Source organism: Bradyrhizobium sp. 521_C7_N1_3, from assembly GCF_052075975.1.
In the GTDB taxonomy this organism is placed as follows: domain Bacteria; phylum Pseudomonadota; class Alphaproteobacteria; order Rhizobiales; family Xanthobacteraceae; genus Bradyrhizobium; species Bradyrhizobium japonicum.
In genome coordinates, this window is record NZ_CP197232.1 from 5,316,803 (window position 1) to 5,338,179 (window position 21,377).

At 65.5% G+C, this 21,377-nt stretch carries 21 protein-coding genes; 5 read left to right on the forward strand and 16 right to left on the reverse strand.

The window, feature by feature from the left end; all coding sequences use genetic code 11:
* Nucleotides 1-9 precede the first annotated feature (9 nt).
* Nucleotides 10-1,185, forward strand: a complete 1,176-nt coding sequence (locus tag AB7008_RS24650; protein WP_304494112.1) for a tetratricopeptide repeat protein — start codon at nucleotides 10-12, stop codon at nucleotides 1,183-1,185.
* A gap of 1 nt (nucleotide 1,186) precedes the next feature.
* On the opposite strand, the gene AB7008_RS24655 is transcribed toward AB7008_RS24650, so the two are convergent.
* The 3 genes from AB7008_RS24655 to AB7008_RS24665 form a co-directional block, all read right to left on the reverse strand.
* On the reverse strand, nucleotides 1,187-3,445 hold the full coding sequence (locus AB7008_RS24655; RefSeq protein WP_441259663.1) for a CHASE3 domain-containing protein: 2,259 nt from the start codon (nucleotides 3,443-3,445) through the stop codon (nucleotides 1,187-1,189).
* Nucleotides 3,442-3,855, reverse strand: a complete 414-nt coding sequence (locus AB7008_RS24660) for a response regulator (RefSeq protein WP_441259664.1) — start codon at nucleotides 3,853-3,855, stop codon at nucleotides 3,442-3,444. Before AB7008_RS24660 ends, AB7008_RS24655 begins: the two co-directional genes overlap by 4 nt.
* 249 nt (nucleotides 3,856-4,104) lie before the next feature.
* Complete coding sequence (locus AB7008_RS24665) at nucleotides 4,105-4,701, reverse strand: BA14K family protein (protein ID WP_264621072.1); 597 nt, start codon at nucleotides 4,699-4,701, stop codon at nucleotides 4,105-4,107.
* A gap of 245 nt (nucleotides 4,702-4,946) precedes the next feature.
* On the opposite strand from AB7008_RS24665, the gene AB7008_RS24670 reads away from it, so the two are divergent.
* Nucleotides 4,947-5,354, forward strand: a complete 408-nt coding sequence (locus AB7008_RS24670) for an NADH:ubiquinone oxidoreductase subunit NDUFA12 (protein ID WP_014495608.1) — start codon at nucleotides 4,947-4,949, stop codon at nucleotides 5,352-5,354.
* A gap of 355 nt (nucleotides 5,355-5,709) precedes the next feature.
* Here the strand turns inward: AB7008_RS24670 and AB7008_RS24675 are convergent, their stop codons facing one another.
* Complete coding sequence (locus AB7008_RS24675; protein ID WP_441259665.1) at nucleotides 5,710-6,363, reverse strand: glutathione S-transferase family protein; 654 nt, start codon at nucleotides 6,361-6,363, stop codon at nucleotides 5,710-5,712.
* Nucleotides 6,364-6,732: 369 nt separating this feature from the next.
* Nucleotides 6,733-7,419, reverse strand: coding sequence for a DJ-1/PfpI family protein (locus AB7008_RS24680; RefSeq protein ID WP_304494115.1), 687 nt, complete (start codon nucleotides 7,417-7,419; stop codon nucleotides 6,733-6,735).
* Nucleotides 7,420-7,513: 94 nt separating this feature from the next.
* On the opposite strand from AB7008_RS24680, the gene AB7008_RS24685 reads away from it, so the two are divergent.
* Both AB7008_RS24685 and AB7008_RS24690 read left to right on the forward strand, forming a co-directional pair.
* On the forward strand, nucleotides 7,514-8,455 hold the full coding sequence (locus tag AB7008_RS24685; RefSeq protein WP_028161211.1) for a GlxA family transcriptional regulator: 942 nt from the start codon (nucleotides 7,514-7,516) through the stop codon (nucleotides 8,453-8,455).
* 35 nt (nucleotides 8,456-8,490) lie between these two features.
* Nucleotides 8,491-9,285, forward strand: coding sequence for a methyltransferase domain-containing protein (locus AB7008_RS24690; RefSeq protein WP_441259666.1), 795 nt, complete (start codon nucleotides 8,491-8,493; stop codon nucleotides 9,283-9,285).
* A gap of 124 nt (nucleotides 9,286-9,409) precedes the next feature.
* Here AB7008_RS24690 and AB7008_RS24695 read toward each other — a convergent pair whose 3' ends face one another.
* The 3 genes from AB7008_RS24695 to AB7008_RS24705 all read right to left on the reverse strand — a co-directional run bounded on the left by AB7008_RS24695 (nucleotide 9,410) and on the right by AB7008_RS24705 (nucleotide 12,605).
* Nucleotides 9,410-10,381, reverse strand: coding sequence for an MBL fold metallo-hydrolase (locus AB7008_RS24695; protein ID WP_441261245.1), 972 nt, complete (start codon nucleotides 10,379-10,381; stop codon nucleotides 9,410-9,412).
* Between the two features lie 248 nt (nucleotides 10,382-10,629).
* The gene (locus tag AB7008_RS24700; RefSeq protein ID WP_441261246.1) at nucleotides 10,630-11,643 is read right to left on the reverse strand and encodes a Na+-dependent transporter; all 1,014 of its coding nucleotides are present in this window, start codon (nucleotides 11,641-11,643) and stop codon (nucleotides 10,630-10,632) included.
* A gap of 14 nt (nucleotides 11,644-11,657) precedes the next feature.
* A complete protein-coding gene (locus AB7008_RS24705) occupies nucleotides 11,658-12,605 on the reverse strand; it encodes an alpha/beta hydrolase (RefSeq protein WP_441259667.1) in 948 nt (315 codons plus the stop codon).
* A 204-nt stretch (nucleotides 12,606-12,809) separates the two neighbouring features.
* Here AB7008_RS24705 and AB7008_RS24710 point away from each other — a divergent pair, with 204 nt between their 5' ends.
* On the forward strand, nucleotides 12,810-13,868 hold the full coding sequence (locus AB7008_RS24710) for a DUF2155 domain-containing protein (protein WP_441259668.1): 1,059 nt from the start codon (nucleotides 12,810-12,812) through the stop codon (nucleotides 13,866-13,868).
* Between the two features lie 7 nt (nucleotides 13,869-13,875).
* On the opposite strand, the gene aat is transcribed toward AB7008_RS24710, so the two are convergent.
* The 8 genes from aat to AB7008_RS24750 form a co-directional block, all read right to left on the reverse strand.
* Nucleotides 13,876-14,556, reverse strand: a complete 681-nt coding sequence (gene aat / locus AB7008_RS24715; protein ID WP_441259669.1) for a leucyl/phenylalanyl-tRNA--protein transferase — start codon at nucleotides 14,554-14,556, stop codon at nucleotides 13,876-13,878.
* Between the two features lie 47 nt (nucleotides 14,557-14,603).
* Nucleotides 14,604-15,707: a sensor histidine kinase gene (locus AB7008_RS24720; protein WP_028161218.1), complete on the reverse strand. Its 1,104-nt coding sequence runs from the start codon at nucleotides 15,705-15,707 to the stop codon at nucleotides 14,604-14,606.
* A complete protein-coding gene (locus tag AB7008_RS24725) occupies nucleotides 15,704-16,144 on the reverse strand; it encodes a response regulator (protein WP_014495596.1) in 441 nt (146 codons plus the stop codon). The genes AB7008_RS24720 and AB7008_RS24725 overlap by 4 nt, the downstream gene beginning before the upstream one ends.
* Nucleotides 16,141-17,658 carry a sensor histidine kinase gene (locus tag AB7008_RS24730; protein ID WP_441259670.1) on the reverse strand — a complete coding sequence of 506 codons (1,518 nt, stop codon included), beginning with the start codon at nucleotides 17,656-17,658 and terminating at the stop codon, nucleotides 16,141-16,143. The genes AB7008_RS24725 and AB7008_RS24730 overlap by 4 nt, the downstream gene beginning before the upstream one ends.
* Before the next feature lie 102 nt (nucleotides 17,659-17,760).
* Nucleotides 17,761-19,116 carry an acetyl-CoA carboxylase biotin carboxylase subunit gene (accC, locus tag AB7008_RS24735; protein ID WP_028161220.1) on the reverse strand — a complete coding sequence of 452 codons (1,356 nt, stop codon included), beginning with the start codon at nucleotides 19,114-19,116 and terminating at the stop codon, nucleotides 17,761-17,763.
* Nucleotides 19,117-19,198: 82 nt separating this feature from the next.
* Nucleotides 19,199-19,693 carry an acetyl-CoA carboxylase biotin carboxyl carrier protein gene (gene accB / locus AB7008_RS24740; RefSeq protein ID WP_028161221.1) on the reverse strand — a complete coding sequence of 165 codons (495 nt, stop codon included), beginning with the start codon at nucleotides 19,691-19,693 and terminating at the stop codon, nucleotides 19,199-19,201.
* 35 nt (nucleotides 19,694-19,728) lie between these two features.
* Nucleotides 19,729-20,196 (reverse strand): type II 3-dehydroquinate dehydratase, encoded by a 468-nt coding sequence (aroQ, locus tag AB7008_RS24745; RefSeq protein ID WP_014495592.1) that lies wholly within the window; start codon nucleotides 20,194-20,196, stop codon nucleotides 19,729-19,731.
* Between the two features lie 259 nt (nucleotides 20,197-20,455).
* Nucleotides 20,456-21,271 carry a DUF1236 domain-containing protein gene (locus AB7008_RS24750; protein WP_441259671.1) on the reverse strand — a complete coding sequence of 272 codons (816 nt, stop codon included), beginning with the start codon at nucleotides 21,269-21,271 and terminating at the stop codon, nucleotides 20,456-20,458.
* Between the last annotated feature and the right edge of the window lie 106 nt (nucleotides 21,272-21,377).

Below are 21,377 nucleotides of genomic sequence, written 5' to 3' on the forward strand. Positions count from 1 at the left end.
GGGCAACGCATGAGAGTCATCGCGCTGGCCGTCATGCTCGGCCTGATCCCGTCCCTTGGATTGGCTCAAGCCCATCAGGACCGGGTGTCCTGCGTTGCATCCAATGACGCCCCGGAGGCGGCCGTCATTTCGGCCTGCACGCGCCTGATCGAGGCCGACACGCCGAGCCAGGATGAACGTGCGGGCTTCTTTCATGATCGGGGCAACGCCCGCTGGCGCAGCGGCGAATACAAGGCGGCCATCGCCGACGAGAGCGAGGCCATCACCCTCAATCCGGCTTTTGCCGACGCCTATATGAGGCGCGGTGCGGCCAATTTCGAGGACGGCGATGTCGATCAGTCGATCGCCGACTCGACGAAAGCCATCGAGATCGATCCGCAGAATTTTCGCGCCTACACCAACCGGGGCATTGCCCGCGCGAAGAAGGGCGATCCGCACGGTGCCATCGCGGATGAATCCAGGGCGATCGAGATCAACCCGAGATGGATCGCGGCCTATCTCGCCCGGCAAGACAGCCGCAATCGCATCGGCGACCGCGCCGGCGCGTCATCCGATCTTGCCAGCGCCCTAGGCATCGAACCGGACGGCGGTTTCGACGGATACCGATACCGGGCCGTGGCGTTCGGGCGAAAGAAAGACTACGACCACGCCATCGCCGACATCGATCACTGGATCAGCATGAATCCGGCCAGTGCGGCGGCTTACGAGAGTCGTGCCGATGCTCGTTTACGCCAGGACGACTTCGAGCACGCGATTGCCGATGCCAGCAAGGCGCTCGAGCTGAATCCGAAGCGTTCGTATCCGCTCCGCGTCCGAGGCTCGGCCTATCTGCACACGCGCGATCTCGACGCAGCCATCGCCGACTTCGACGCCAGCATCGCAGCCGCCCCCAAGGTCGGATACGTCTACGGGCTTCGCGGCCGGGCCTACGCGCTCAAGGACGATCAGGACCGGGCTATTGCCGACTTCACAAAGCAGATCGAGCTCGATCCGGACAATGAACAAGCCTATCGCGCACGCAGCGCGGCTTATGAGAAGAAGCACGATGCTGCCGCTGCGAGCGCCGATTTCGAAAAGGCATGGGCGATAGAAGGCGCGCGATCGCGTGCGCCCGGGGCGATGCCTCCGGATGTTGCGAAGGTGTTCGAAACGAAGCGGCGGAAGCCGCCGCAGAACAATCCTTGAACTAACCCGCCGTCATCCCGCCGCCGTTCAGCGCCTTCCTGATCATCTCGGCGAGCTGGTTGCGGCGGTAGGGTTTCGTCAGCAGCAGCACGCCGTCGTCGAGCTTGCCGTGGTGGACGATGGCGTTGTCGGTGTAGCCGGAGGTGTAGAGCACCCTCACGCCCGGCCGTCGCTTGGCCACCTCTTCGGCGAGCTCGCGACCGCTCATGCCGCCGGGGATGACGACGTCGGTGAACAGGAGGTCGAAGTCCTGGCCGCCATCGATCATGTCCAGCGCGGCCCGGCTGTCGGGCGCGGCGACCGTGTCGTAGCCGAGGCTCTGCAGCTGCGCGGTGACGAAGTTGCGCACCAGCGTGTCGTCCTCGACCACGAAAATGGTCTCGGCGCCGCCTTCGGCCTGCGGCGCCACTGGGGCCGCCGCGTCCGTCATGCCGTCGCCCGGCGGCAGATAGAGCTTGATCGTGGTGCCGTGGCCTTCCTCGCTGTAGATCTTGATGTGGCCGCCGGACTGCTTGACGAAGCCGTAGACCATGGAGAGGCCGAGGCCCGAGCCCTTGCCGACCTCCTTGGTGGTGAAGAACGGCTCGAAGGCCTTCTGCTGGATGTCCGCCGTCATGCCGGTGCCGGTGTCGCTGACCGCGAGCATCACGTAGGGGCCGGGCTGCACCTCCGCGTGGGCCTGCGCATAGGCCTCGTCGAGCACGACGTGGTGGGTCTCGAGCAGCAGCTTGCCGCCGTTCGGCATGGCGTCGCGGGCGTTGATCGCCATGTTCAGCACGGCATTGGTGAGGCGGGACGGATCGATGTGCGCGGTCATCGGTCCCTGTTCCAGCACGGTCTCGATCTGGATCTGCTCGCCGAGGGTGGGGCGCAGCAGCTTGGCGATATCGGCGATCGCGCCGTTGATTTCGACATTGCGCGGCTGGAGCGGCTGCCGTCGTGCAAAGGCGAGCAGATGCTGAATCAGCTCGGCGCAGCGCTCAGCGGCATCGTCGATCAGGCGCGCCACGCGCTGGAGCTCGGGCTGCTGCTTCAGGCTCGCCACCAGCGTCTCGGTATTGCCGGAGATCACGGTGAGCATGTTGTTGAAGTCGTGCGCGACGCCGCCGGTCAGCTTGCCGATCGCATCCAGCTTCTGCGACTGGTGCAGCTGCCGCTCGGTTTCGCGCGAAGTGGTCGCGTCGTGATAGACCAGCACGGCCCCGGAGACGTTGCCTTGTCCGTCGCGCATCGGCCGGCCGCTGATCATCAGATGGCGGGCATCGTTGCCGCTGTGCGGGCGGACGATCATCTCCAGGTTCTCGAAGTGCTCGCCGCGCAGCACGCGCGTCGACGGCAGCTCGTCCGCCCTGAGCGGCGTGACGCCGTCGCCGTGAAATACGTCGGACAGGGCGCGCAGATTGCGCAGGCTCATGCCGGCGCGATGCAGCAAGATGCGCTCCGCGGCCGGATTGGACAGAAGCACAGTGCCCTCGGCGTCGATCACCAGCACAGCCTCGGCCATGCTGTGGAACGTGCTCTGGAGCACGTTGACCGACAGCCGCAGCTCGTCATGCGCGTTGACGAGATGCTCGGTACGCTCGGCGACGGCCGCCTCGAGTTGCTCCTTCGCCGCCGTGGTCTCCAGCAGCGTGCTCTTCAGCGCGACTGTGGTGCGCTGGCTCTCGCGCATCAGCATTGCGACCAGCAGCAGGATCACCAGCGCGCCGATCACGTCGATGCCGAGCAGGACGATGCCGGTGCGGCGAGAACTCTGGGCGCGTGCGGCGAGCAATCGCTCTTCCTCCGCGCTCAGCTGATCGAGATTGCCCATCACCGTGTCCATCAGGCCGCGGCCCTCGGCCTTGCCCTGAAGCGCGGCAACGCCGGCCTGGTCGTTATCGGCGCGCAGGCGCATCACCTCTGCGGCGATCTCGACCCGGCGCAGCGCCAGCGGCTCGGTGTCCTCGATGAGCGCGACCTGATCGGGGTTGTCACGCAGGTTGCGCTTGAGGTCGGCGAGTGCCGGCGCGATCTGGGCGTGCACAGCCTGAAACTCGTCGCTGAAGCTCGGGTTGCGATAGATTTCGTAGCCGCGCGCGGCGCTCTCGGCGCGTCGCATCAGCACGCGCAGATCGGAGATCTTCTTCTGCGTCTCGATGGTGTGATTGACCCAGGCGGCATCGTACCGCGACTTGACGTCGAGTCCGATCGAGGCGGCGGTGATGATCAGGAGGATTGCAAGTCCAGCACCGAGAATGACGCGCTGCGTTGGGATCAAGGGACTTCTTTCTTGTCCTTCGGCTGCGCGGCCTCGCCAAGGCATTCCCGGATCGTGGTCAGGAGCGCGTCCGGCGTGAACGGCTTGCGCAGGCAGCGTGTCGCGCCGAGTTCCAGTGCCATGCGGAGGAAATCGGGGGAGGGCGAGGCAGACGAGGCGAAGGCGTAGCCGGACATCGCGATCAGAGGGATCGCCGGCGCGCGCTCGTGGAAGATGCGGATGGATTCGAAGCCGCGCATGTGCGGCATGAAGATGTCGACCAGCATCACGTCAAACGTCCGCGCTTCGAGCGCAGCCAGCCCCGTTTCGCCGCCGTCAGCCATCGTGACATCGAAGCCCTGACGCTGGAGCAGGACCTCGATGGTCGCGCCGACCATCGGATCGTCATCTACCACGAGGATACGCGGCATGACATTTCCCAGTAGATCGAAGTCCCAACATTCATCGGTGATATAGGCGAATCGCGGGACGGGTCAATTTGGGATTGGATCATTGTAGATATGCACGGTGCGGTGAATAAAGGTCCCTCGCGCTCGCGTGTATAGATCCTCCCACGCGGTGATGCGCGGGCTGCGCGCGAAACAGGTGATGAGCGCGCGACAAACGAAAGAGGCGCCGCACCGATGCGACGCCTCTTCCTTCACACGTTGTCGATCTGCTTACGGGCAGGGATGACGCTGGCCGTCATAGCCGAGATACGTGCCCGAGGCCGGATCGTAGGACTTGAAGCGCTGCGCGCAATAAGCCGACGAGTCACCACCGCTGTCCGGCACCACCGCGACCGACGGCTCGTCATAGTAGCTGTCGTCGCCATAGTAATAGGGATCGTTGTAGTACCCGCCGCCGTAATAGGCGTAGGAGCCGAGCCCGCCGATGGCCGCGCCCGCCGCGAAGCCGGGCCAGAAGCCGCCGCGACGATGCCAGCCGCCGCCGTGCCAGTTGCCACCGCCGCCACGCCAGTTGTTACCCGCGACTGCGAGGGGACGGCCACCGCCACCACTAAACGTGGCTCCTGCGCTCGGACGCATGGCGAGGCCGGCGAAATTCCCGCCGCCGCCACCGACCCGCGCACCGGCAAAGCTGCCGCCGCCCATGCGGGCGCCGCCGCCACCGAAATGAGCACCCCCGCCACCGCCGCCAAAATGGGCGCCGCCGCCACCGCCGTGGCCGCCACGGCCCTGGGCGAAGCTCGGTGTCGCCAACGGAAGAACCAACGCGACCGCTGCCACGGCGCTCAAAATTCTCAGACTGCTCATGTTCAAACTCCTTTTCCCGGAAGCAAACCTCTTGAAAGGCCCGCGGTTCCAGGGTTCACGCCGGTGTGCGTGTGTGGCGCAGGTTTCCATGCGGCCGCTGTACCCGGCATGAACGGATCGCGTCCGATTTGCGGCAGTGCCTACGCCGGGGCACCACATTTTGCGGGGGCACGGCAGTCCCCGCGGAACTGGACATTTCGCCGCCCGGATGGCATCAGGGCCTCACGAAGCAGGGCCCTAGCCGTATGAAACAGTTCTTCCTCAAGTTCTTCACCTGGTGGAGTGGCCAGACCTTTGGCACCCAACTCTGGACCAAGCGGTATGGCGAGCTGGTCGGTCAGGACGAGCAGGGAAACCGCTATTATCGGACCCGCGGCGGCGCGATCGATCCGACACTCGGCTTCGAGCGGCGCTGGGTCATCTATAACGGCTACGCCGAGGCGAGCCGCATTCCGACGGGTTGGCACGGCTGGATCCATCACGTCGTCGATGTGCCGCCGACTGAAGAGAACTACCAGCCGCGCGAATGGCAAAAGCCGCACCAGCCGAACCCCACCGGCACGCCGAACGCCTATCGGCCCTCCGGCTCGACGCTTGCCAGCGGCAAGCGTCCCAAGGCGACCGGCGACTACCAGCCCTGGACGCCCGGCTAGCTTTCCGATCTTCGTCCGAATCCTTGCCGTAGGGGTGGATGCACCAGCATCCGCCTCACCTTGCTGTGGACAACGGGAACAGCGGGGACAGCGCCTACGCGGGCGTTGCAGCCACGCGAGCGATGCGGCTCAATGATCCCATCTTACGGAGATGGGAGACCATCGCGTTCGGTTCGGGCAACAGTTCGCGACTGTCCCGAGATGCAGCGGCCGCCGACCAGGACTCGATCGGGAGATAGGCCCCCGGTCTGGAAGTTCGAAATCGCCCGATGGAATGTGCAGCCACCGTAAGACAGGAAAGGCCGCTTGGGAAACCGAGCGGCCTTTTTCTTTTATCTGTTGCCCTGCTCGCTTCTCAGAGATGGAGACGGAGCGGCGGCGAGTTGCCGACCGGCATCATCTCATAGGGCGGCTTCCAGCCCGGCAGTCCAGCGACACGCCGGCGCCAGGCGTCGATGGCCGGGAAAGCCGCGGCGAGATCGAAACCCGTCTCCTCGGTCGGATAGTACAGATAGCCCAACATTGAGAAATCGACGATCGTCGGCCGCTCGTCCAGCATGAAGCTGCGGTCGGACAGGTGTCTGTCGACGATCGAGAAGGCGCTCTCGGTCCGCGCGCGCAAGTAAGCGAGCACAGCGGGGTGGGCGGGCTCCGGCATGAAGCAGCGCTGAAACCGGTGCTGGGCAAAGCTCGAGGTGAACTTGTGATTGTCGAACAGCAGCCAGCGCGTCGCCTCGAATGTCTCCTCGCGTGTCGGACCGAACACGCCGTGAGTCTCGGCGAGCCACAGCAGGATCGCACCCGACTGGCTCATATGCCGGCCATCGACCTCGAGGACGGGGACCTCGCCCATGACATTGGTGGCGGCCCGCCAGTCAGGCGTGCGGGTCTCGCCACCGGCGAAGTCGAGGCCGACCGGCTCCCAGTCGAGCCCGGCGCAGTTGAGGAATAGCGCGACCTTGAACGAATTGCCGGAAGCCCCGATGCAGTGGAGTCGGTATCGCGCCATGGTGAGACCCTCCTGTGCGCACGCGACCGGGAAGCGTCCTTGGGTGTTGGCCGCGATCGAGATTGTCGCGACAGGCTCCTGACAGCGTCATGTCAGCGGTGCGGTGCTGAAGAAGCGGCGCACTCCGCGAGACAGCAAAGGCCGCTCGCGAAGCCGGAAGCTTTTTTCTGTTGGGGACGACTTGTGTTGGTGTCTCGTGCCCCGGACGCTGCGCAGCACCATAAGCGCGTTCACGCGCGTCTTCGACGCGCTATGGTGATGCGCTGCAGAGCCGGGGCCCATGCAGCGGCGTACCGTGTGGCTTTCCGGGTCCCGGCTCTGCGGCGCAGCGTTGCACGCTGCACCGCGTCCGGGACATGACAGCAGGGGCTACATCACCCGCTCAGCCGCGCGCTTGACCGCCTCGAGGCGGCGGGCCTGGTTTGCCGCGCCGCGCTCCCTGAGCAAGGCCAGCACTTCGGCGGGCGCCGTATCAGGGGAGCCTGAGTTGAACGGTGGTGCCGGGTTGTATTCGATCTGGAGCTGGATCGCTTCCGCCGTGGTGCGGTCGACCAGGATCGACACCAGCGTCAGCGCGAAATCGATCCCGGCGGTGACGCCGCCGCCGGTGATGCGGTTACGGTCGACGCAGACGCGCGTCTTGGTCGGCGTTGCGCCGAACTGGCCGAGCATCTCCATCGCACTCCAATGGGTGGCCGCGCGGTAGCCCTTGAGCAGGCCGGCGGCGCCGAGCGCCAGTGATCCCGTGCAGACCGAGGTGACGTATTTGGCGCCCTCGGCCTGCCTGCGCAGGAAATCCAGTACCTCCTCGTCATTGAGGAGGTCGTTGGTGCCGCCGCCGCCGGGCACGCAGATCACGTCGAGTTGCGGACAGTCGGCGAATGTCGTGGTCGGCGTCAGCGTCAGCACGGAGTCGCTCGGCACCGGCTCGATGCGCTTCCAGATCAGATGCAGTTTCGCGCCGGGCACGTTGGCAAACACCTGCAGGGGACCAGTGAAATCGAGCTGGGTGACGCGCGGAAACACCAAAAGACCGATCTGGAGCGGTGACGACATGGGCAGGTCCTCCAAAGATGAGCTTGACGGACGCAGCCTCTCATGATGCCATTCCGTCCAAAATGGCGTATTTCCCTCACTTTCGGACATAACCATGATCGGCATCCTGATCTTCCCGGATTTCCAGTTGCTCGATGCGGCCGGCCCGATCTCGGTGTTCGAGATCGCGGCGCGCTGCACGGGGAAGACGACCACCGGAATCCGCGTGCTGGCGCTGAACGCGGGGCCCGTGCGCAGCTCGTCCGGCGTGGAAATGATGGCGCGCGACTTCAAGTCGGCGAATGCGATCACGACCCTGGTCATCGCGGGTGGCGCAGGCGTGACGGACGCCGCACGCTGCGAGGTCACGCGCGCCTTCGTGCAGCGGCTGGCGCGGCGCGGCGTGCGGGTCGCGAGCGTCTGCTCGGGCGCCTATGTGCTGGCCGAGGCGGGCCTGCTCGATGGGCGCCGCGCCACCACGCATTGGGGTCGCACGCGGGATTTCGTCGCGCGCTATCCCAAGGTGAAGTTCGAGCCGGATCAGATCTTCACGCATGACGGCAATGTGTGGACGTCGGCGGGCATCACCGCGGGTATCGATCTCGCGCTCGCGATGGTCACCGAGGACCATGGCGAGGAGATCGCGCAACAGGCCGCGCGCCAGCTCGTGCTGTATCATCGCCGCAGCGGCGGCCAGTCGCAGTTCTCATCGCTCTTGGAATTGAAGACGCCGAACGGCCGGTTCGGCGCGCTGCTGTCCTGGGCGCGCGAGAACCTCGACGCCCGGCTGACGGTCGAGGATCTCGCCGATCGTGCCGGCATGAGCGCGCGGCATTTTGCCCGCGCCTTTGCCGCCGAGACCGGCACGACACCCTCCAAGGCGATCGAGCGCTTACGGATCGAGGTCGCGCGCGAGCGCGTGCAGTCCTCGCGCGAGGCGATCGAGCTCGTCGCGGAGACAACCGGATTTGGCGACCCCGAGCGCATGCGGCGCGCCTTCATCCGCGCCTTCGGCCAGCCGCCCCAGGCGCTGCGGCGTGCGGCGCGGGCGGGTTAGAAAATCTCACCCGGCACTCGAGCGTGGAGGCAAAGATGGGCGGGATGGAGTACAGCAACGAGAACGCGAAACGGCTCCAGAGAATCTATCTCACGGGGGACGTGACCGCCCAGCGCGCGGAGACCATTCGGCAGCTCAATCTGTCTGCCGGCGAGAGCGTTCTCGATATCGGATGTGGCCCCGGCTATCTCTGCGAAAGCATGGCGCAGATCGTCGGGCCTGATGGTGCTGTCGTCGGTATCGATGTGTCGACTGACCTGATCGCGGTCTGCAACCGGCAGAAGGCTTCCGCCTGGATTTCATATGCGATCGGCAACGCCACGGAATTGCGTCAATCGGATGCGTCGTTCGATGTCGTCGTGTGCACGCAAGTTGCCGAGTACGTGCCTGATGTTGACCGCGTCCTCGCAGAGACATTTCGCGTGCTCAAGCCAGGGGGCCGCACGATTTTTGTCGCAACGGACTGGGACGCGGTGGTGTGGCATTCCGCAAGCCCGGAACGTATGGCCGCGGTGATGAAATCATGGGAAGCGCACTGCGCTCACCCGCGTCTCCCGAGGTCGATGGCCCGCAGACTGGTGGATGCACGACTTCACCTGGACGGAGCGTCGGTCTTTCCAATTCTGAATTTGCAGTACGATGACGATAGCTACAGCAAGGGGCTGGCCGAGGGCATTCGGGACTTCGTCGCCCGCAGGAACGACGTTTCAGCCGATGATCTCGAAGCATGGCACAGCGAGTTCGGGCGTCTGGGCGGAGCGGGACAATATTTCTTCAGCACCAACCGCTATCTCTTCAGGGCCTCAAAGCCGGCTGCGCCGCCGCTGTGACTGCGTTCTCCCTAGGTGAAGTTCGAGCCGGACCAGATTTTCACGCATGACGGCAATGTGCGGACATCGGCGGGCATCACCGCGGGCATCGACCTCGCGCTCGCCTGGCTTGCGGCGATTGACCTCAGACGCCCTGGTAAACCAGCCGCACGAAGAACTCCGGCGTGATGACGAACTGGCCCCATTTGGCATCGAAGGCGGCGGTTGGCCTCGCCGAGATCGCTTCTTCGAGTGAGCGTCCTTGGCTCTTGAGTTTCGCCACGTTGTCGTGGATGGCAACCAGCATATCGCGATAGGCCGACAGCTCTTCCCGGTTGCTCACCGGCGCGCCGTGGCCGGGAATGACGATGGTCCGCTTCGTTGCGGCCGCCAGGTTCGCTTCCGTGGCCTTGATCATGCCTCCGATGCTTCCGCCGGTCGAATAGTCGATGAAGGGATAAATGCCATTCCAGTAGGTGTCACCGACATGGAGAATGTCCGCCTCGCCGAAATTGACTGATATGTCGCTGTCGGTGTGCGCCGGTCCGTAATGCTTGAGCTGAAGGGTCGATCCGTTCAGCTTCAGGGTCTTGTCCGTGTCGAAAATGTCGGTCGGAACGGCGGCAAGGGCTGAGGGCGTAAAATTGAAATCCCAATCCTCGACCCTCTGTGTGGACATGAGATGCTTGTGGGTGTTTTCGTGCGCCGTGATCTCGGCTCCCTCTGCGTTTAGCCATGCATTGCCGTCCGCATGGTCGAAGTGCCAATGCGTGTTGATCAGGTGTGTGATCGGATCGCGGCTGAGACTGTTCGCCGCTTCCAATATGCGCAGCCGAGAGGCCGTGATGCCGGCATCGACGAACACCTTGCCGTCTCGTCCGGTCAGCACCGCGATATTGCCGCCGGAGCCCTCGAGGATGCTGACATTGCCGCGAAGCTTGTGGACCTTGATCTTTGTCTTGGCAGCCTCGTCACGGATCAGGTCCACGATGCTGCGTGCCTTGGCGTAGGCTGTCGCGGGGCTGAACCAACCGCCCGTTGCAGCGAAGCCGGCGGCGGCCGCGCAGCAGAGGCAGAAACCGCGACGTGAGAGCATGGACTGATGATTGGCTGACATGGTCATGGCCTTTCCTCCGTTCGGCACGGCGCGCTTGCACCGTCGTGGCTACGTTCACGAACGGGTAATCCTGGCGGCCCGGGCAGTGAATGCCCCCGCGGATCAGCTTCGTGCCCGAGCGGATCATTTGGATCTGGTGAGGCGCTGGAATCGTTCGGCAAAAGCGGCCGTGGATATGCTCGGAGCGCGCTGGCGGCGCTGCCGATGGAGGCCGCGGGTGGTGATCAACCAGAGAGGGCCCGCTTTATTTACGGGCGCACGCCCTGGGTCGTGCTGCTTGCAGCCGCCGCGTCCGCGCGCGCCGTGAAGCGCCGCGCGATCGGCGTCAGCATGTAGGGCGCAAGATGGATCGGAAACTGCGTCATCGCGAAATACAGCCAGGTGGTGGGCGGCAGCGCGCCGGCGGTCGCGGCCAGCATCAGGCCGAGATTGCGCTGTGACACCATCAGCCCGAGCGCCAGCGCGCGCTCATAGCCGATGCGGCGGAACAGCAGCGTGGTGACGGCGAGCAGCGTGAAATAGATCGCGAAGGACAGACCCGCCAGGCCGATCGTGAACAGCGGCTGGGCCACGAGGTCGCTCACGACATCGCCCATGATCGCGGCTGCGAAAACCAAGAGAATGATGATGTTGAAGCCGTCGATCGGCCGCTTGTGACGCTGGATCGCAGCCGCGCCGAAGACCCATCGGATCAAGGTTGCGGCGAGCAGCGATGCCGCGAGGATGCCGAGCAGCTTCAGGCCGAGCGTCGGCGGCGAGATGGTGAGCATGTCGCCGAGGAAGAGGCCCGCGAACAGCGAGGCCGTGAACGGAACCAGCGCGGTCGAGGTCACCAGCGTGACCAGCACGAGCGTGGCATCGAGGCCCATCAGCGCGGCAAGCGCCGGAGACGCCATCATCGGCGAGGCCATGCTCTGGAGCATCAGCGCCAGCGCAAGGCCGGGCGAGCGAGCCGTGAGTCCCGTTGCATGGGCGACCAGCCCGACGATCAGCGGCACGCCGATCGTGGTCCAGGCGGTGGCGGTCGCGACCAGCGCCGGCCGGCGCAGATGGCTGTAGAGCGCGGCCAGATCGACCCGCATGAAGGAGATGCAGAGAAGTCCGAAGATCGCCTCGGTAACGTAGGGCCGCAGCAGCATCCCGAGCGGCGGGACCGCGGCCGCAATGAACACGACGGCTGCCACCGCACGGGTGCCCTGGCTGCCGAGCCATGTCAGCGCGCGCAGGGGGAGGACGAAGACGGTCTGGAGAAGGGGTGGCATCCGGGACGGCAGCGTCAGCCCAATCCTTTCAGCCACGCGCCGATCTCGCTGACGGCGAGGTTGGCCTGCTGGAGCAATTTGCCCATCGTGAAGAAGCCGTGGAATTGGCCGGGATAGTGCTTGTACGTGACGGGCACGCCGGCCTGCCTGAGGCGCTCGGCATAGTCGTCGCCTTCGTCGCGCAGCGGATCGGCGCCGGCCGTGAGCACATAGGCCGGCGGGAGCCCGGCGAGGCTTTTCGCGCGCGCCGGCGAGGCTCGCCAGTCGTGGATGTCGGCGGTGCCGTTGAGATAGTGATCGCGGAACCAGCGGATCACCGAATGCGTCAGCAGCACGCTGGTCTCGGGCTCGCGGTGCGAGCCGTGCGTCATGGCGAAATCGGTTGCGGGGTAGATCAGGAGCTGGCCGGCGATCCTCGGACCATTGGCGTCGCGTGCGGTGAGCGCGACCACGGCGGCGAGATTGCCGCCGGCGCTGTCGCCGCCGATCGAAAGGCGCGAGGCATCGATGCCGAGCTCGCGCGCATTCGCGGCGATCCATTTCGTGGCGGCGATCGCGTCATCGGCGGCGGCGGGAAACTTGTGCTCGGGCGCGAGGCGGTAATCGACCGAGATCACGATCAGCGCGCCCTCGACGGCGAGCTGGCGGCAGACGACGTCGTGGGAGTCGAGATCGCCGATCACCCAGCCGCCGCCATGGAAGAACACCAGCGCCGGCGACAGGCCGTTCTGAAGGCGTGGCTGCTTCGGGACGTAGATGCGGGCGGGGATTTCGCCGTGCGGCGCCGGGATCGCCAGCGCCGCGACGCGCGCCAGTTCCGGCGGCTCGGGGTTGGTGGCAAAGCGCGCCTGCCCGTAATAGGCGCGGGCCTCCGGTGCCGTCAGCGTCTCGTAGGCAGGGCGGCCGGCCTCCTGGAAGGCCTTGTAGACGGCGGCGGCATCGGGATCGAGCACGACGGGCATGGGGGCGACCTTGGGCTTTCTGTTGTCGTTGGACGTCGTTTCCGGGGGCGCTGCCCGCCTCGGCCCCGGGGAGGGGCCGTTCAACTATCCCATCAGGCCGCCGGTCTGGCCAGCGGGCGGCGGGCAGGGCAGGGATGCCGCCCTTCCCCCGCCGTATTCGCCGTGTTAACCGGATGGCCTGCGAGCGGCGGTATCCCCTGTAGAATGTCCAGCAAGCCCGATTCGCTGTTGAAGCCGCGCGAGAAGATGGTTCGAACCTTTACCCTTACAAGACTTGCCCTGCCAGGTCTTGCGGCGCTTCTGGCCGCCACCGCATTGACGGTTGCGACGCCCGCGCAGGCGCAGATCGGCACGATCTTCTCCGACCCGCCGCCGCGGCCGCCGGGTGCGATTCCGCGTGGTCAGCCGCAGCCTCAGATTCCCGATGACGATGAAGAGGTCCCCGAGCTGCCGCCGCAGGGCCGCGTGCTGCCGTCGCGCCCGATGGCGCCGCCGCCGGGGCGGCAAGGTAACGTGATGCCGGGGCCGGTCGAATCCCAGCCCCTGGCGCCGCCGCCGGGCTCAACCGTCGCTCCGCCGAACCAGCCGCCGTCCGTGGCGGTTGCTCCGCCCAATCCGCAAGCCGCCCCGGGTGCGCCCGGTCAGCGCCAGCCCCAGCAGAAGGGCGGGCCGGGCGGCACTGTCCCGCAGACCCCGGCGAGCCTCCAGCCGGGCGACGAGGTCGTCACCGAGCCGCCGGCCCAGAAGATCGTGAACAAGAAGGCGACCTTCTCCGGCCTCGACAAGATCACCGGGCGCATCATCAATTTCGACGAGGAGATCGGCGAGACCGTCCAGTTCGGCGCGCTGCGGGTCAAGACCGACGCCTGCTATACGCGGCCGGCGACCGAAGCCACCAATACCGACGCCTTCGTCGAGGTCGACGAGATCACCTTGCAGGGCGAGGTGAAGCGCATCTTCTCGGGCTGGATGTATGCGGCGAGCCCCGGCCTGCACGGCGTCGAGCATCCGATCTACGACATCTGGCTCACCGACTGCAAAGAGCCGCAGCAGACCATTGCGACCGCCGCGCCCGATCCGACCGCGGCAAAGCCGCCGGCTCCGCCGCCCGCGCAGAAGAAGGCGGCGCCACCCAAGCAGACCGTGCAGCAGCGCCCGCCGCAGCCCTTGCCGCCGATCCAGCAGCAGCAGCCGACGCCGCCACCCCCGCCGCCGCCGGAGCAGCGGCCGGGCCTGTTCGGTATCCCCGGGTTCGGGCGCTAGGCCCCGATTATGGCCGCGACGCGATGATGTCGAGCGCGCGTGCGCCCTGGATCGCGTCACCGGCTGACAGCCTCAGAAAATCACCGGGGTCGCCGGCGAGCGCCTTGTCGAGCAGCGCGGTGTAGCGCCGCCGCGAAATCTCGACCGCGCCAAAACTCTTCAAATGCTCGGTGACGTATTGCGTGTCGAGCAGCTCGAAGCCGCCATGGATCAGCCGCGCGACCAGGTGCACCAGCGCGACCTTCGAGGCATCGCGCGCGGTGTGAAACATGCTCTCGCCGAAGAAGGCGCGTCCGAGGCTCACGCCGTAGAGCCCGCCGACGAGGTCGTCGCCCTGCCAGGCCTCGACGCTGTGGCAATGGCCGAGGTCGTAGAGGCCGCCATAGAGGTCGCGGATCCGCTTGTTGATCCAGGTGTCCTCGCGCCCGGCTTGCGGCGCGGCGCAGCCGGCGATCGTTGCCTTGAACGCGGTGTTGACGGTGACGCGAAAGGCGTCCGAACGGACGGTGCGCGCGAGCCGTGAGGCCACGCGAAATCCCTCGAGCGGGATGACGCCGCGCAATTCCGGCTCGACCCAGAACAGGGTCGGATCGTCGGCGCTCTCGGCCATCGGAAAGATGCCGCAGGCATAGGCGCGCAACAGCACGGCCGGCGTGATTTCAGACGAAGCGGAGTCGCGCGAAGTCATGGCGCGACAATAGCAGGATCGTGGAGGTGTTGCGAAGGGGGCGGGGGTCAGCCTGCGGCGGCGTTGTTGGTCGTGTCGGGGGCCGCGGGCGTGCGGCGGAACCTCAGCATGACGCGAGTTCCGGAATGGGCGGGGTCGCGCTCGACGGTGGCGTCGAGCTTGGTGGCCATCGCCGCGACGATACGCTGGCCCATGCCGGTCGAGCGCGGATCCGCCTTGACCTTCTCGCCGACGCCGTCGTCGGTGATCGCCAGCAATAGATCCTCGCCCTGCGAGGTCAGCTCGACATGGATGGGGCCGGCGCCGTCGGGATAGGCGTATTTCACCGCGTTCATCACCAGCTCGTTGACGATGATGCCGACGGCGACGGCGCGGTCCGGATCGATCTCGATCGGCTCGGCCTTCACCGTCAGGCGCGACATCCGGTTGCCTTCGGCCGAGCGCCTGAGATCCTCGAGCAGCGAATCCAGGTACTGGTTCAGCACCACGCTCTTGAGGTCCTGCGAGGTGTAGAGCCGGCGGTGCACCTGCGCGACTGCGGCGACGCGGCCCATCGCGTTGGTCAGCGCCGCCTTGACCTCTTCCTGGCCCGCCGAGCTCGCCTGGAGATGCAGCAGCGAGGCGATGATCTGCAGCGAGTTGCCGACGCGGTGATTGACCTCGCGCAGCAGCAGCTCGCGTTCGGCGGCGAGCGCGGCGTAGCGGTCGCGCGAAGCATGGATCTCGGCTTCGGCTTCCTCGCGCGCCTTCTGCAATTCGGCCTGGCGCAGCGCGCCGTCGGCGGCGACGTGGAGCAGGGGGATGAAATCGCCCTTGACGTCCTTGACGAGATAATCGGCCGCGCCCGCCTTCAGCGCGGTGACCGCGATGCTGGAATCCTGCGACGCGGTGACGAACACCACCGGCGGCGCGCCTGTTATCGCCATGATCTGCTCGAGCGTCTCCAGCCCGTCGAGGCCGGGCATGTACTGGTCGAGCGCCACGACGTCGATGCAGCCCTCGGTTTCCGCGCGGCGGATACGCTCCAGACCTTCCTCGCCGCTCGCGGCATGAATGACCTTGTAGCCGCGCCGCGTCAGGCCGCGCTCGACCAGGCGGGCCAGCGCCGCGTCGTCGTCGATGTAGAGCAGTGTAGGCGGGTGCTGGTTCATGAGGCGGCGGGCGGGACCTGGATGACCGAGAAGAACAGGCCGAGCTGCCGGATGGCATTGGCGAAATTCTCGTAATTCACGGGCTTGGTGATGTAGACGTTGCAGCCGAGCTCGTAGCAGCGCTTGATTTCCTGGGAATCGTCAGTGGTGGTCAGCACCACCACGGGCGAGGCCTTCAGGTACTTGTTCTCCTTAATCTGCTTCAGGATGTCGATCCCGGTCATGTCGGGGAGGTTGAGATCGAGCAGGATCAGGAGCGCATTGCCCTTCTGCACGAGCCCGGTGCCGTCGGCGCCGAACAGGTGCTTCATCGCGTCCGTGCCGTTGGCGAAGGGGATGATCTCGTTGTTGACGCCGGATCGGCGGATGTTGCGCTCGATCAGCCGGGCGTGGCCCTCGTCGTCCTCGATCATGATGATGGTGACGGGTTGAGTCATTGGTCGGCGTTCCGGTTGCTTGCGTTCCAGGTGATGGGCAGCGTGATGGTGAAGGTGCTGCCCGTATTCAGTTCCGATGATACCGACATGGTACCGCCGAGGCGGCGCACAAGTGCACGCACATGCGCAAGACCGATTCCCTGACCAGGCTTGTCCTGGGTTCCCGCCCGGCGAAACAGGTCGAAAATCCGCTGGTGATCTTTCGGATCGATCCCGCGGCCGTTGTCGCTGATCTCGAAGATAGCGTAGCCAAGCTTGGTGCGCCCGCGGATTCTGATCTCGCCGGGGGCGCCGGCCTTGAGATATTTGATGGCGTTGTCGATCAGATTGGAGAAGATCTGCTCCAGCGCAAGGCGGTCGCTGACGAGATCCGGCAGCGGTGCGACATGGATCTCGGCCTGCGCTTCGGCGGACTGATGCGCCAGCGTCGAGACGATGGCCTCGATCAGCTCGCGGGTGTCGATCTTCTCGGGCACGAATTCGCGCCGTCCCTCGCGGGTGAGGTTGAGGATCGCCGAGATCAGGCGGTCCATCTTGGCGATCGACGACTTGATGAAGCCGAGCGCTTCGGAAAAATCCGCTGAAAGCTGTTTGTCGGGGCCTTCGAGCGTGACCTCGCCGTCCGCCAGCGGCGGGCCATCGGCCGGGACATGGGTGAGGCCGCCGATACGGCGGAAAATGTCGCCGCCAAGCTCTTCGAGTTCGCTGGTGAAGCCCATGATGTTGACGAGTGGCGAGCGGAGATCGTGGCTGACGATATAGGCAAAGCGCTGGATCTCGTTGTTGGCCTCGCGCAGGTCCGCCGTGCGTTCGTCGACGACGGTCTCGAGATTGGCGTAGGCGTCGCGCAGGCGCGTCTCGGCCTCGTCGCGAGCCCGCACTGAGCGCCGCACCAGCCAGATCGAGATCATAGCCAGCAGCACCACGAGGCCCGAACCGATGCCGGTCATCGAGGCCGCCAGCGTCTGGCTGCGGTCGGAATTGACCGATCGGAGCCGAAACAGGCGCTCCTCCTCCTGGATCATGGTGACGGCGACTTTGCTGATCTCGGCCGTGGTGTCGGTGGAGGCGCCCTCGCGGACCAGCGCTATGGCCTTGTCTGGCCGATTCTGGCCGATGAAGTCCAGCTCCTGCTTGAATTGCCCCAGCCGGATTTCGATCGCCGCGCTCAGCTTCTCGATGTTGTCGCGTTGCTCCGGATTATCGCCGGTCAGACGCGTGAGCTTGTCGAGGGCAGGTATGATCGCTGCCACGGCTTTCTCATGGGCGGCCTTGAAATCCGCCTCTTGCGTCAGGAGATAGCCGCGGGCGGCGCTCTCGGCACGCCGGATTTCCAGCAGCAGGGCGTTGATCTGGTTCTCCGCCTCGATGGTGTGAACCACCCATTTGCTATCGTCCCTGGCCTTGTTGACCAGGTAGACGGAGCCGGCGCTGATCACGGTCAACACCAGAAGGCCCGCCGAGAACAGCAGGATCTGCCACATGGAGCGCCGTCGTTGCGCTTCAGTCGTCACGACGGTCTCGCTTCGTCACGTCAACGGAACTCAAAAGGCCCCCTTGGAACTGTCCCCGTCCAGAACGCGATGCGGGCCAAAGGGTTCCACGGGGAGAGAGGGTCACCCCGCAGCCGGTTCCTTACCCGCGAGGTACTGTTCTAGCCAGTGGATGTGATAGTCGCCGTTGATGATGTCGTCCTGGCGCACCAGGTCGCGGAACAGCGGCAGCGTCGTCTCGATGCCCTCGACCACCATCTCGTCCAGTGCCCGGCGCAGCCGCATCAGGCATTCGGCGCGGGTCTTGCCGTGGACGATGAGCTTGCCGACGAGGGAGTCGTAATAGGGCGGGATGGTGTAGCCCTGATAGACGGCGGAATCGATGCGCACGCCGAGCCCGCCGGGCGGGTGATATTGCGTGATGCGGCCCGGCGAGGGACGGAAGCTCTGCGGGTTCTCGGCGTTGATGCGGCACTCGATCGCGTGGCCGATGATCTGAATCTCGCTTTGCTTGGCCGGCAGATCGCCGCCGGCAGCGATGCGGATCTGCTCCAGCACAAGGTCGATGTCGGTGATGCTCTCGGTGACGGGATGCTCGACCTGGATGCGGGTGTTCATCTCGATGAAGTAGAACTCGCCGTCCTCGAACAGGAATTCGATGGTGCCGACGCCGAGATATTTCATCTCGCGCATCGCCTTGGCGCAGGTTTCGCCGATCTTGGCGCGTGCAGCGGCGGCAAGGACGGGCGAGGGACCTTCCTCCCAGACCTTCTGGTGGCGGCGCTGCAGCGAGCAATCGCGCTCGCCAAGATGGATCGCCCCGCCGCGGCCATCACCGAGGATCTGGATCTCGATGTGACGCGGCTTCTGGAGGTATTTTTCGAGATAGACGGATGCGTCACCGAAGGCGGACTTGGCCTCGTTGGCTGCCGTCGACAGCGCCACCTGCAGGTCGGCCTCGCTCTGCGCGACCTTCATGCCGCGGCCGCCGCCGCCGGCGGCTGCCTTGACCAGCACGGGGAAGCCGATCTTCCTGGCGATCGCCATCGCGTCGTCCTCGGGGCCGACCGCACCGTCCGAGCCGGGCACCACGGGAATGCCGAGCTTCCTGGCCGTCTTCTTGGCCTCGATCTTGTCGCCCATCAGGCGGATGTGCTCGGCCTTGGGGCCGATGAAATGCAGATTGTGCTCGGCAAGGATTTCGGCGAAGCGCGCGTTCTCGGAGAGGAAGCCGTAGCCGGGATGCACGGCGTCCGCGCCTGTGATCTCGCAGGCCGCGAGCAGCGCCGGCACGTTGAGATAGCTGTCCTTGGACGGCGGTGGCCCGATGCAGACGCTCTCGTCCGACAGGCGCACATGCATGGCGTCGGCATCGGCGGTGGAGTGCACGGCCACGGTCGCGATGCCGAGCTCCTTGCAGGCGCGCAGGATGCGAAGGGCGATCTCGCCGCGATTGGCTATGAGGATCTTGTCGAACATGGTGCCTCAGCGGGCGAATAGGGAGTAGCGAATGGCGAATGGCAGGACCGGCACCACTCGCTGTTCGCCATTCGCCACTCGCTTATTCAATGATGACGAGCGGCTCGCCGTACTCGACCGGCTGGCCGTCTTCGACCAGGATCTGCGTCACCGTGCCGGCGCGCGGCGAGGGGATCTGGTTCATGGTCTTCATGGCTTCGATGATCAGCAGCGTCTGGCCGACCGAGACCTTGTTGCCGACCTCGATGAACGGCTTGGCGCCGGGCTCCGGCGCCCAATAGGCGGTGCCGACCATCGGCGAGGTCACCGCACCCGGATGTTTCGACAGGTCTGCCGCGGCCGCCGCCGGCGCGGCGGCAACTGCGGCCGCCGGCAGGACGGCGGGACCGGCTGCCATCTGCATCGGCATGGTCGCGGCGACGCTGATGTTGCGGGCGACGCGCAGGCGAAGGCCGGCCCGTTCGATCTCGATCTCGGTGAGGCTGGTCTCATCGAGCAGAAGTGCGAGCTCGCGGACGAGCGCGGAATCCTCGCTGGAAAACTTTACGGCTGCTTTGTCGTCTGGCTGGCGCGCCATGTTCTGATCCGAATGTTCTGTGTGAAGAGGGAGCGTCAGGCTTTGGGCTTGATGCCGAGCTTGGCTGCAAGGCCCTGGATCGCGAGGCGGTAGCCTTCGATGCCGAAACCGCAGAGCGAGGCGAAGGCCGCACGCGCGGTGTAGGAATGGTGACGGAAGCTCTCGCGGGCGTGGATGTTGGTCACGTGCACTTCGACGGTCGGAATCTGCACCGCGAGCAGCGCGTCGTGCAGCGCGATCGAGGTGTGCGAATAGCCGCCGGCATTGATGATGATGCCCTTCATCTTGCGGGCGTGCGCCTCGTGGACGAAGTCGATCAACTCGCCTTCGCGGTTGGACTGCCGGCAGTCGGCCTTGAGGCCGTACGCCGCCGCCGCTTCGCGGCACAGCGTTTCGACGTCGGCCAGTGTCGCATGGCCATACTTCTCGGGCTCGCGCGTCCCCAACATGTTGAGGTTCGGCCCGTTGAGAACGAGGATCGTGTCGGTTGCTGGTTCGGCCATTCCAATCCCGCAAGAGGTGCTTCGGCGTGGCGGGGGTTATAGGTAACAAAGCGCCCTAGGGGAAGCCTTGAAGGACCTCCCAGGGGGCTTCAAACAGCTCATCCGGGGTGCAAAAACCTGTGCGGAAGTTACGGAAATTGCTTGTTAACCAGTTCTAATCGTGGCTGCCGGGCGAGACAGGCAGGGGAGGACGCCCAATCGGCCAAAAGCCCCTGCCGATCTCTCGGCAAGGGCTCATTGGGCCGTCAGCCAGGCGGCTTTAGCCTTCGATGATGTACACGATCTCGCGCGTCTGCGGACGGACGATGATGTACTGTCCGCGGACGTAAATCACGTCATAGCCGCGCCACTCCGGATAGATTTCCACGATCCGGGGCGGCAGCGGATGGAAGCGAACGGACGCCGGGATCGCGGCGCCGACCGAGATGTTGAAGTTGACGTTGGTGGTCTCTTCGATCTTGGTCGACTTGATCGCCGTTGAGATCTCGGTCCGCTTCTCGGCAGGCGGTGCAGCAGCGGTCGCAGGCGCGGTGCCGGTCGTGGTCTGAGACTTGGAGTCGGCGGCCTTGCTGTCCGCGCCCTTGGTCTGGGCGTTCATGTTGCCGCTCTTGGTGTCGGTCTCGGTGCTCTTGGACTTGTCCATCTGGGACTTATCCATCGTGCTCTTCGACTTGTCCTGTGTGGCCTTGTCCTGTGCGCCCTGGGCGTGCTCGCCCTTCACCGCGCCGGCCTTCTCGTCAGCCGCGTTCTTGTTCATCGTGCCGGACTTTTCCATCCCGCCTGACTTTTCCATCGCGCCGGATTTCTCGGTCGCGCCGGACGACTTCTCCTCGGCTGCTCCGCCGGGCTTCATGGCGCCGCCAGCCTGGCCCACGGTGCCCTTCTCCGGAGCTGCGGATTCCTTGCCCATCGCGCCGCCACGCTCGGCGGCACCGCCGGACGGCTGCGAATGTTGCGTCGCCTGCGCACCGGCGCCACCACCGCTGTCGCGGTTTATGGTGCCTTGTGCGTTCGCCAGACCGGTGCCCGCCACGAGCGCGAGTGCGGCAACCGAGATCATAAAGCGGTTAGACATCGAATTTCTCCTCACGTGTTTCTTTGCGTCATTGCCCGCGCCACCAACGAAAGGAGATTTGAGTTGTTCCGGAACATCGGCGGTTCCGGGGTATTTGTTTCCTAAA

What these genes read in the sequence shown, in the direction of transcription:
- AB7008_RS24650 (WP_304494112.1), top strand. Translation starts at nt 10, where the DNA reads ATGAGAGTCATCGCGCTGGCCGTCATGCTCGGCCTGATCCCGTCCCTT.
- AB7008_RS24660 (WP_441259664.1), bottom strand. Translation starts at nt 3,855, where the DNA reads ATGCCGCGTATCCTCGTGGTAGATGACGATCCGATGGTCGGCGCGACC.
- AB7008_RS24665 (WP_264621072.1), bottom strand. Translation starts at nt 4,701, where the DNA reads ATGAGCAGTCTGAGAATTTTGAGCGCCGTGGCAGCGGTCGCGTTGGTT.
- AB7008_RS24670 (WP_014495608.1), top strand. Translation starts at nt 4,947, where the DNA reads ATGAAACAGTTCTTCCTCAAGTTCTTCACCTGGTGGAGTGGCCAGACC.
- AB7008_RS24675 (WP_441259665.1), bottom strand. Translation starts at nt 6,363, where the DNA reads ATGGCGCGATACCGACTCCACTGCATCGGGGCTTCCGGCAATTCGTTC.
- AB7008_RS24680 (WP_304494115.1), bottom strand. Translation starts at nt 7,419, where the DNA reads ATGTCGTCACCGCTCCAGATCGGTCTTTTGGTGTTTCCGCGCGTCACC.
- AB7008_RS24685 (WP_028161211.1), top strand. Translation starts at nt 7,514, where the DNA reads ATGATCGGCATCCTGATCTTCCCGGATTTCCAGTTGCTCGATGCGGCC.
- AB7008_RS24690 (WP_441259666.1), top strand. Translation starts at nt 8,491, where the DNA reads ATGGGCGGGATGGAGTACAGCAACGAGAACGCGAAACGGCTCCAGAGA.
- AB7008_RS24695 (WP_441261245.1), bottom strand. Translation starts at nt 10,381, where the DNA reads ATGTCAGCCAATCATCAGTCCATGCTCTCACGTCGCGGTTTCTGCCTC.
- AB7008_RS24700 (WP_441261246.1), bottom strand. Translation starts at nt 11,643, where the DNA reads ATGCCACCCCTTCTCCAGACCGTCTTCGTCCTCCCCCTGCGCGCGCTG.
- AB7008_RS24705 (WP_441259667.1), bottom strand. Translation starts at nt 12,605, where the DNA reads ATGCCCGTCGTGCTCGATCCCGATGCCGCCGCCGTCTACAAGGCCTTC.
- AB7008_RS24710 (WP_441259668.1), top strand. Translation starts at nt 12,810, where the DNA reads ATGTCCAGCAAGCCCGATTCGCTGTTGAAGCCGCGCGAGAAGATGGTT.
- aat (WP_441259669.1), bottom strand. Translation starts at nt 14,556, where the DNA reads ATGACTTCGCGCGACTCCGCTTCGTCTGAAATCACGCCGGCCGTGCTG.
- AB7008_RS24720 (WP_028161218.1), bottom strand. Translation starts at nt 15,707, where the DNA reads ATGAACCAGCACCCGCCTACACTGCTCTACATCGACGACGACGCGGCG.
- AB7008_RS24725 (WP_014495596.1), bottom strand. Translation starts at nt 16,144, where the DNA reads ATGACTCAACCCGTCACCATCATCATGATCGAGGACGACGAGGGCCAC.
- accC (WP_028161220.1), bottom strand. Translation starts at nt 19,116, where the DNA reads ATGTTCGACAAGATCCTCATAGCCAATCGCGGCGAGATCGCCCTTCGC.
- accB (WP_028161221.1), bottom strand. Translation starts at nt 19,693, where the DNA reads ATGGCGCGCCAGCCAGACGACAAAGCAGCCGTAAAGTTTTCCAGCGAG.
- aroQ (WP_014495592.1), bottom strand. Translation starts at nt 20,196, where the DNA reads ATGGCCGAACCAGCAACCGACACGATCCTCGTTCTCAACGGGCCGAAC.
- AB7008_RS24750 (WP_441259671.1), bottom strand. Translation starts at nt 21,271, where the DNA reads ATGTCTAACCGCTTTATGATCTCGGTTGCCGCACTCGCGCTCGTGGCG.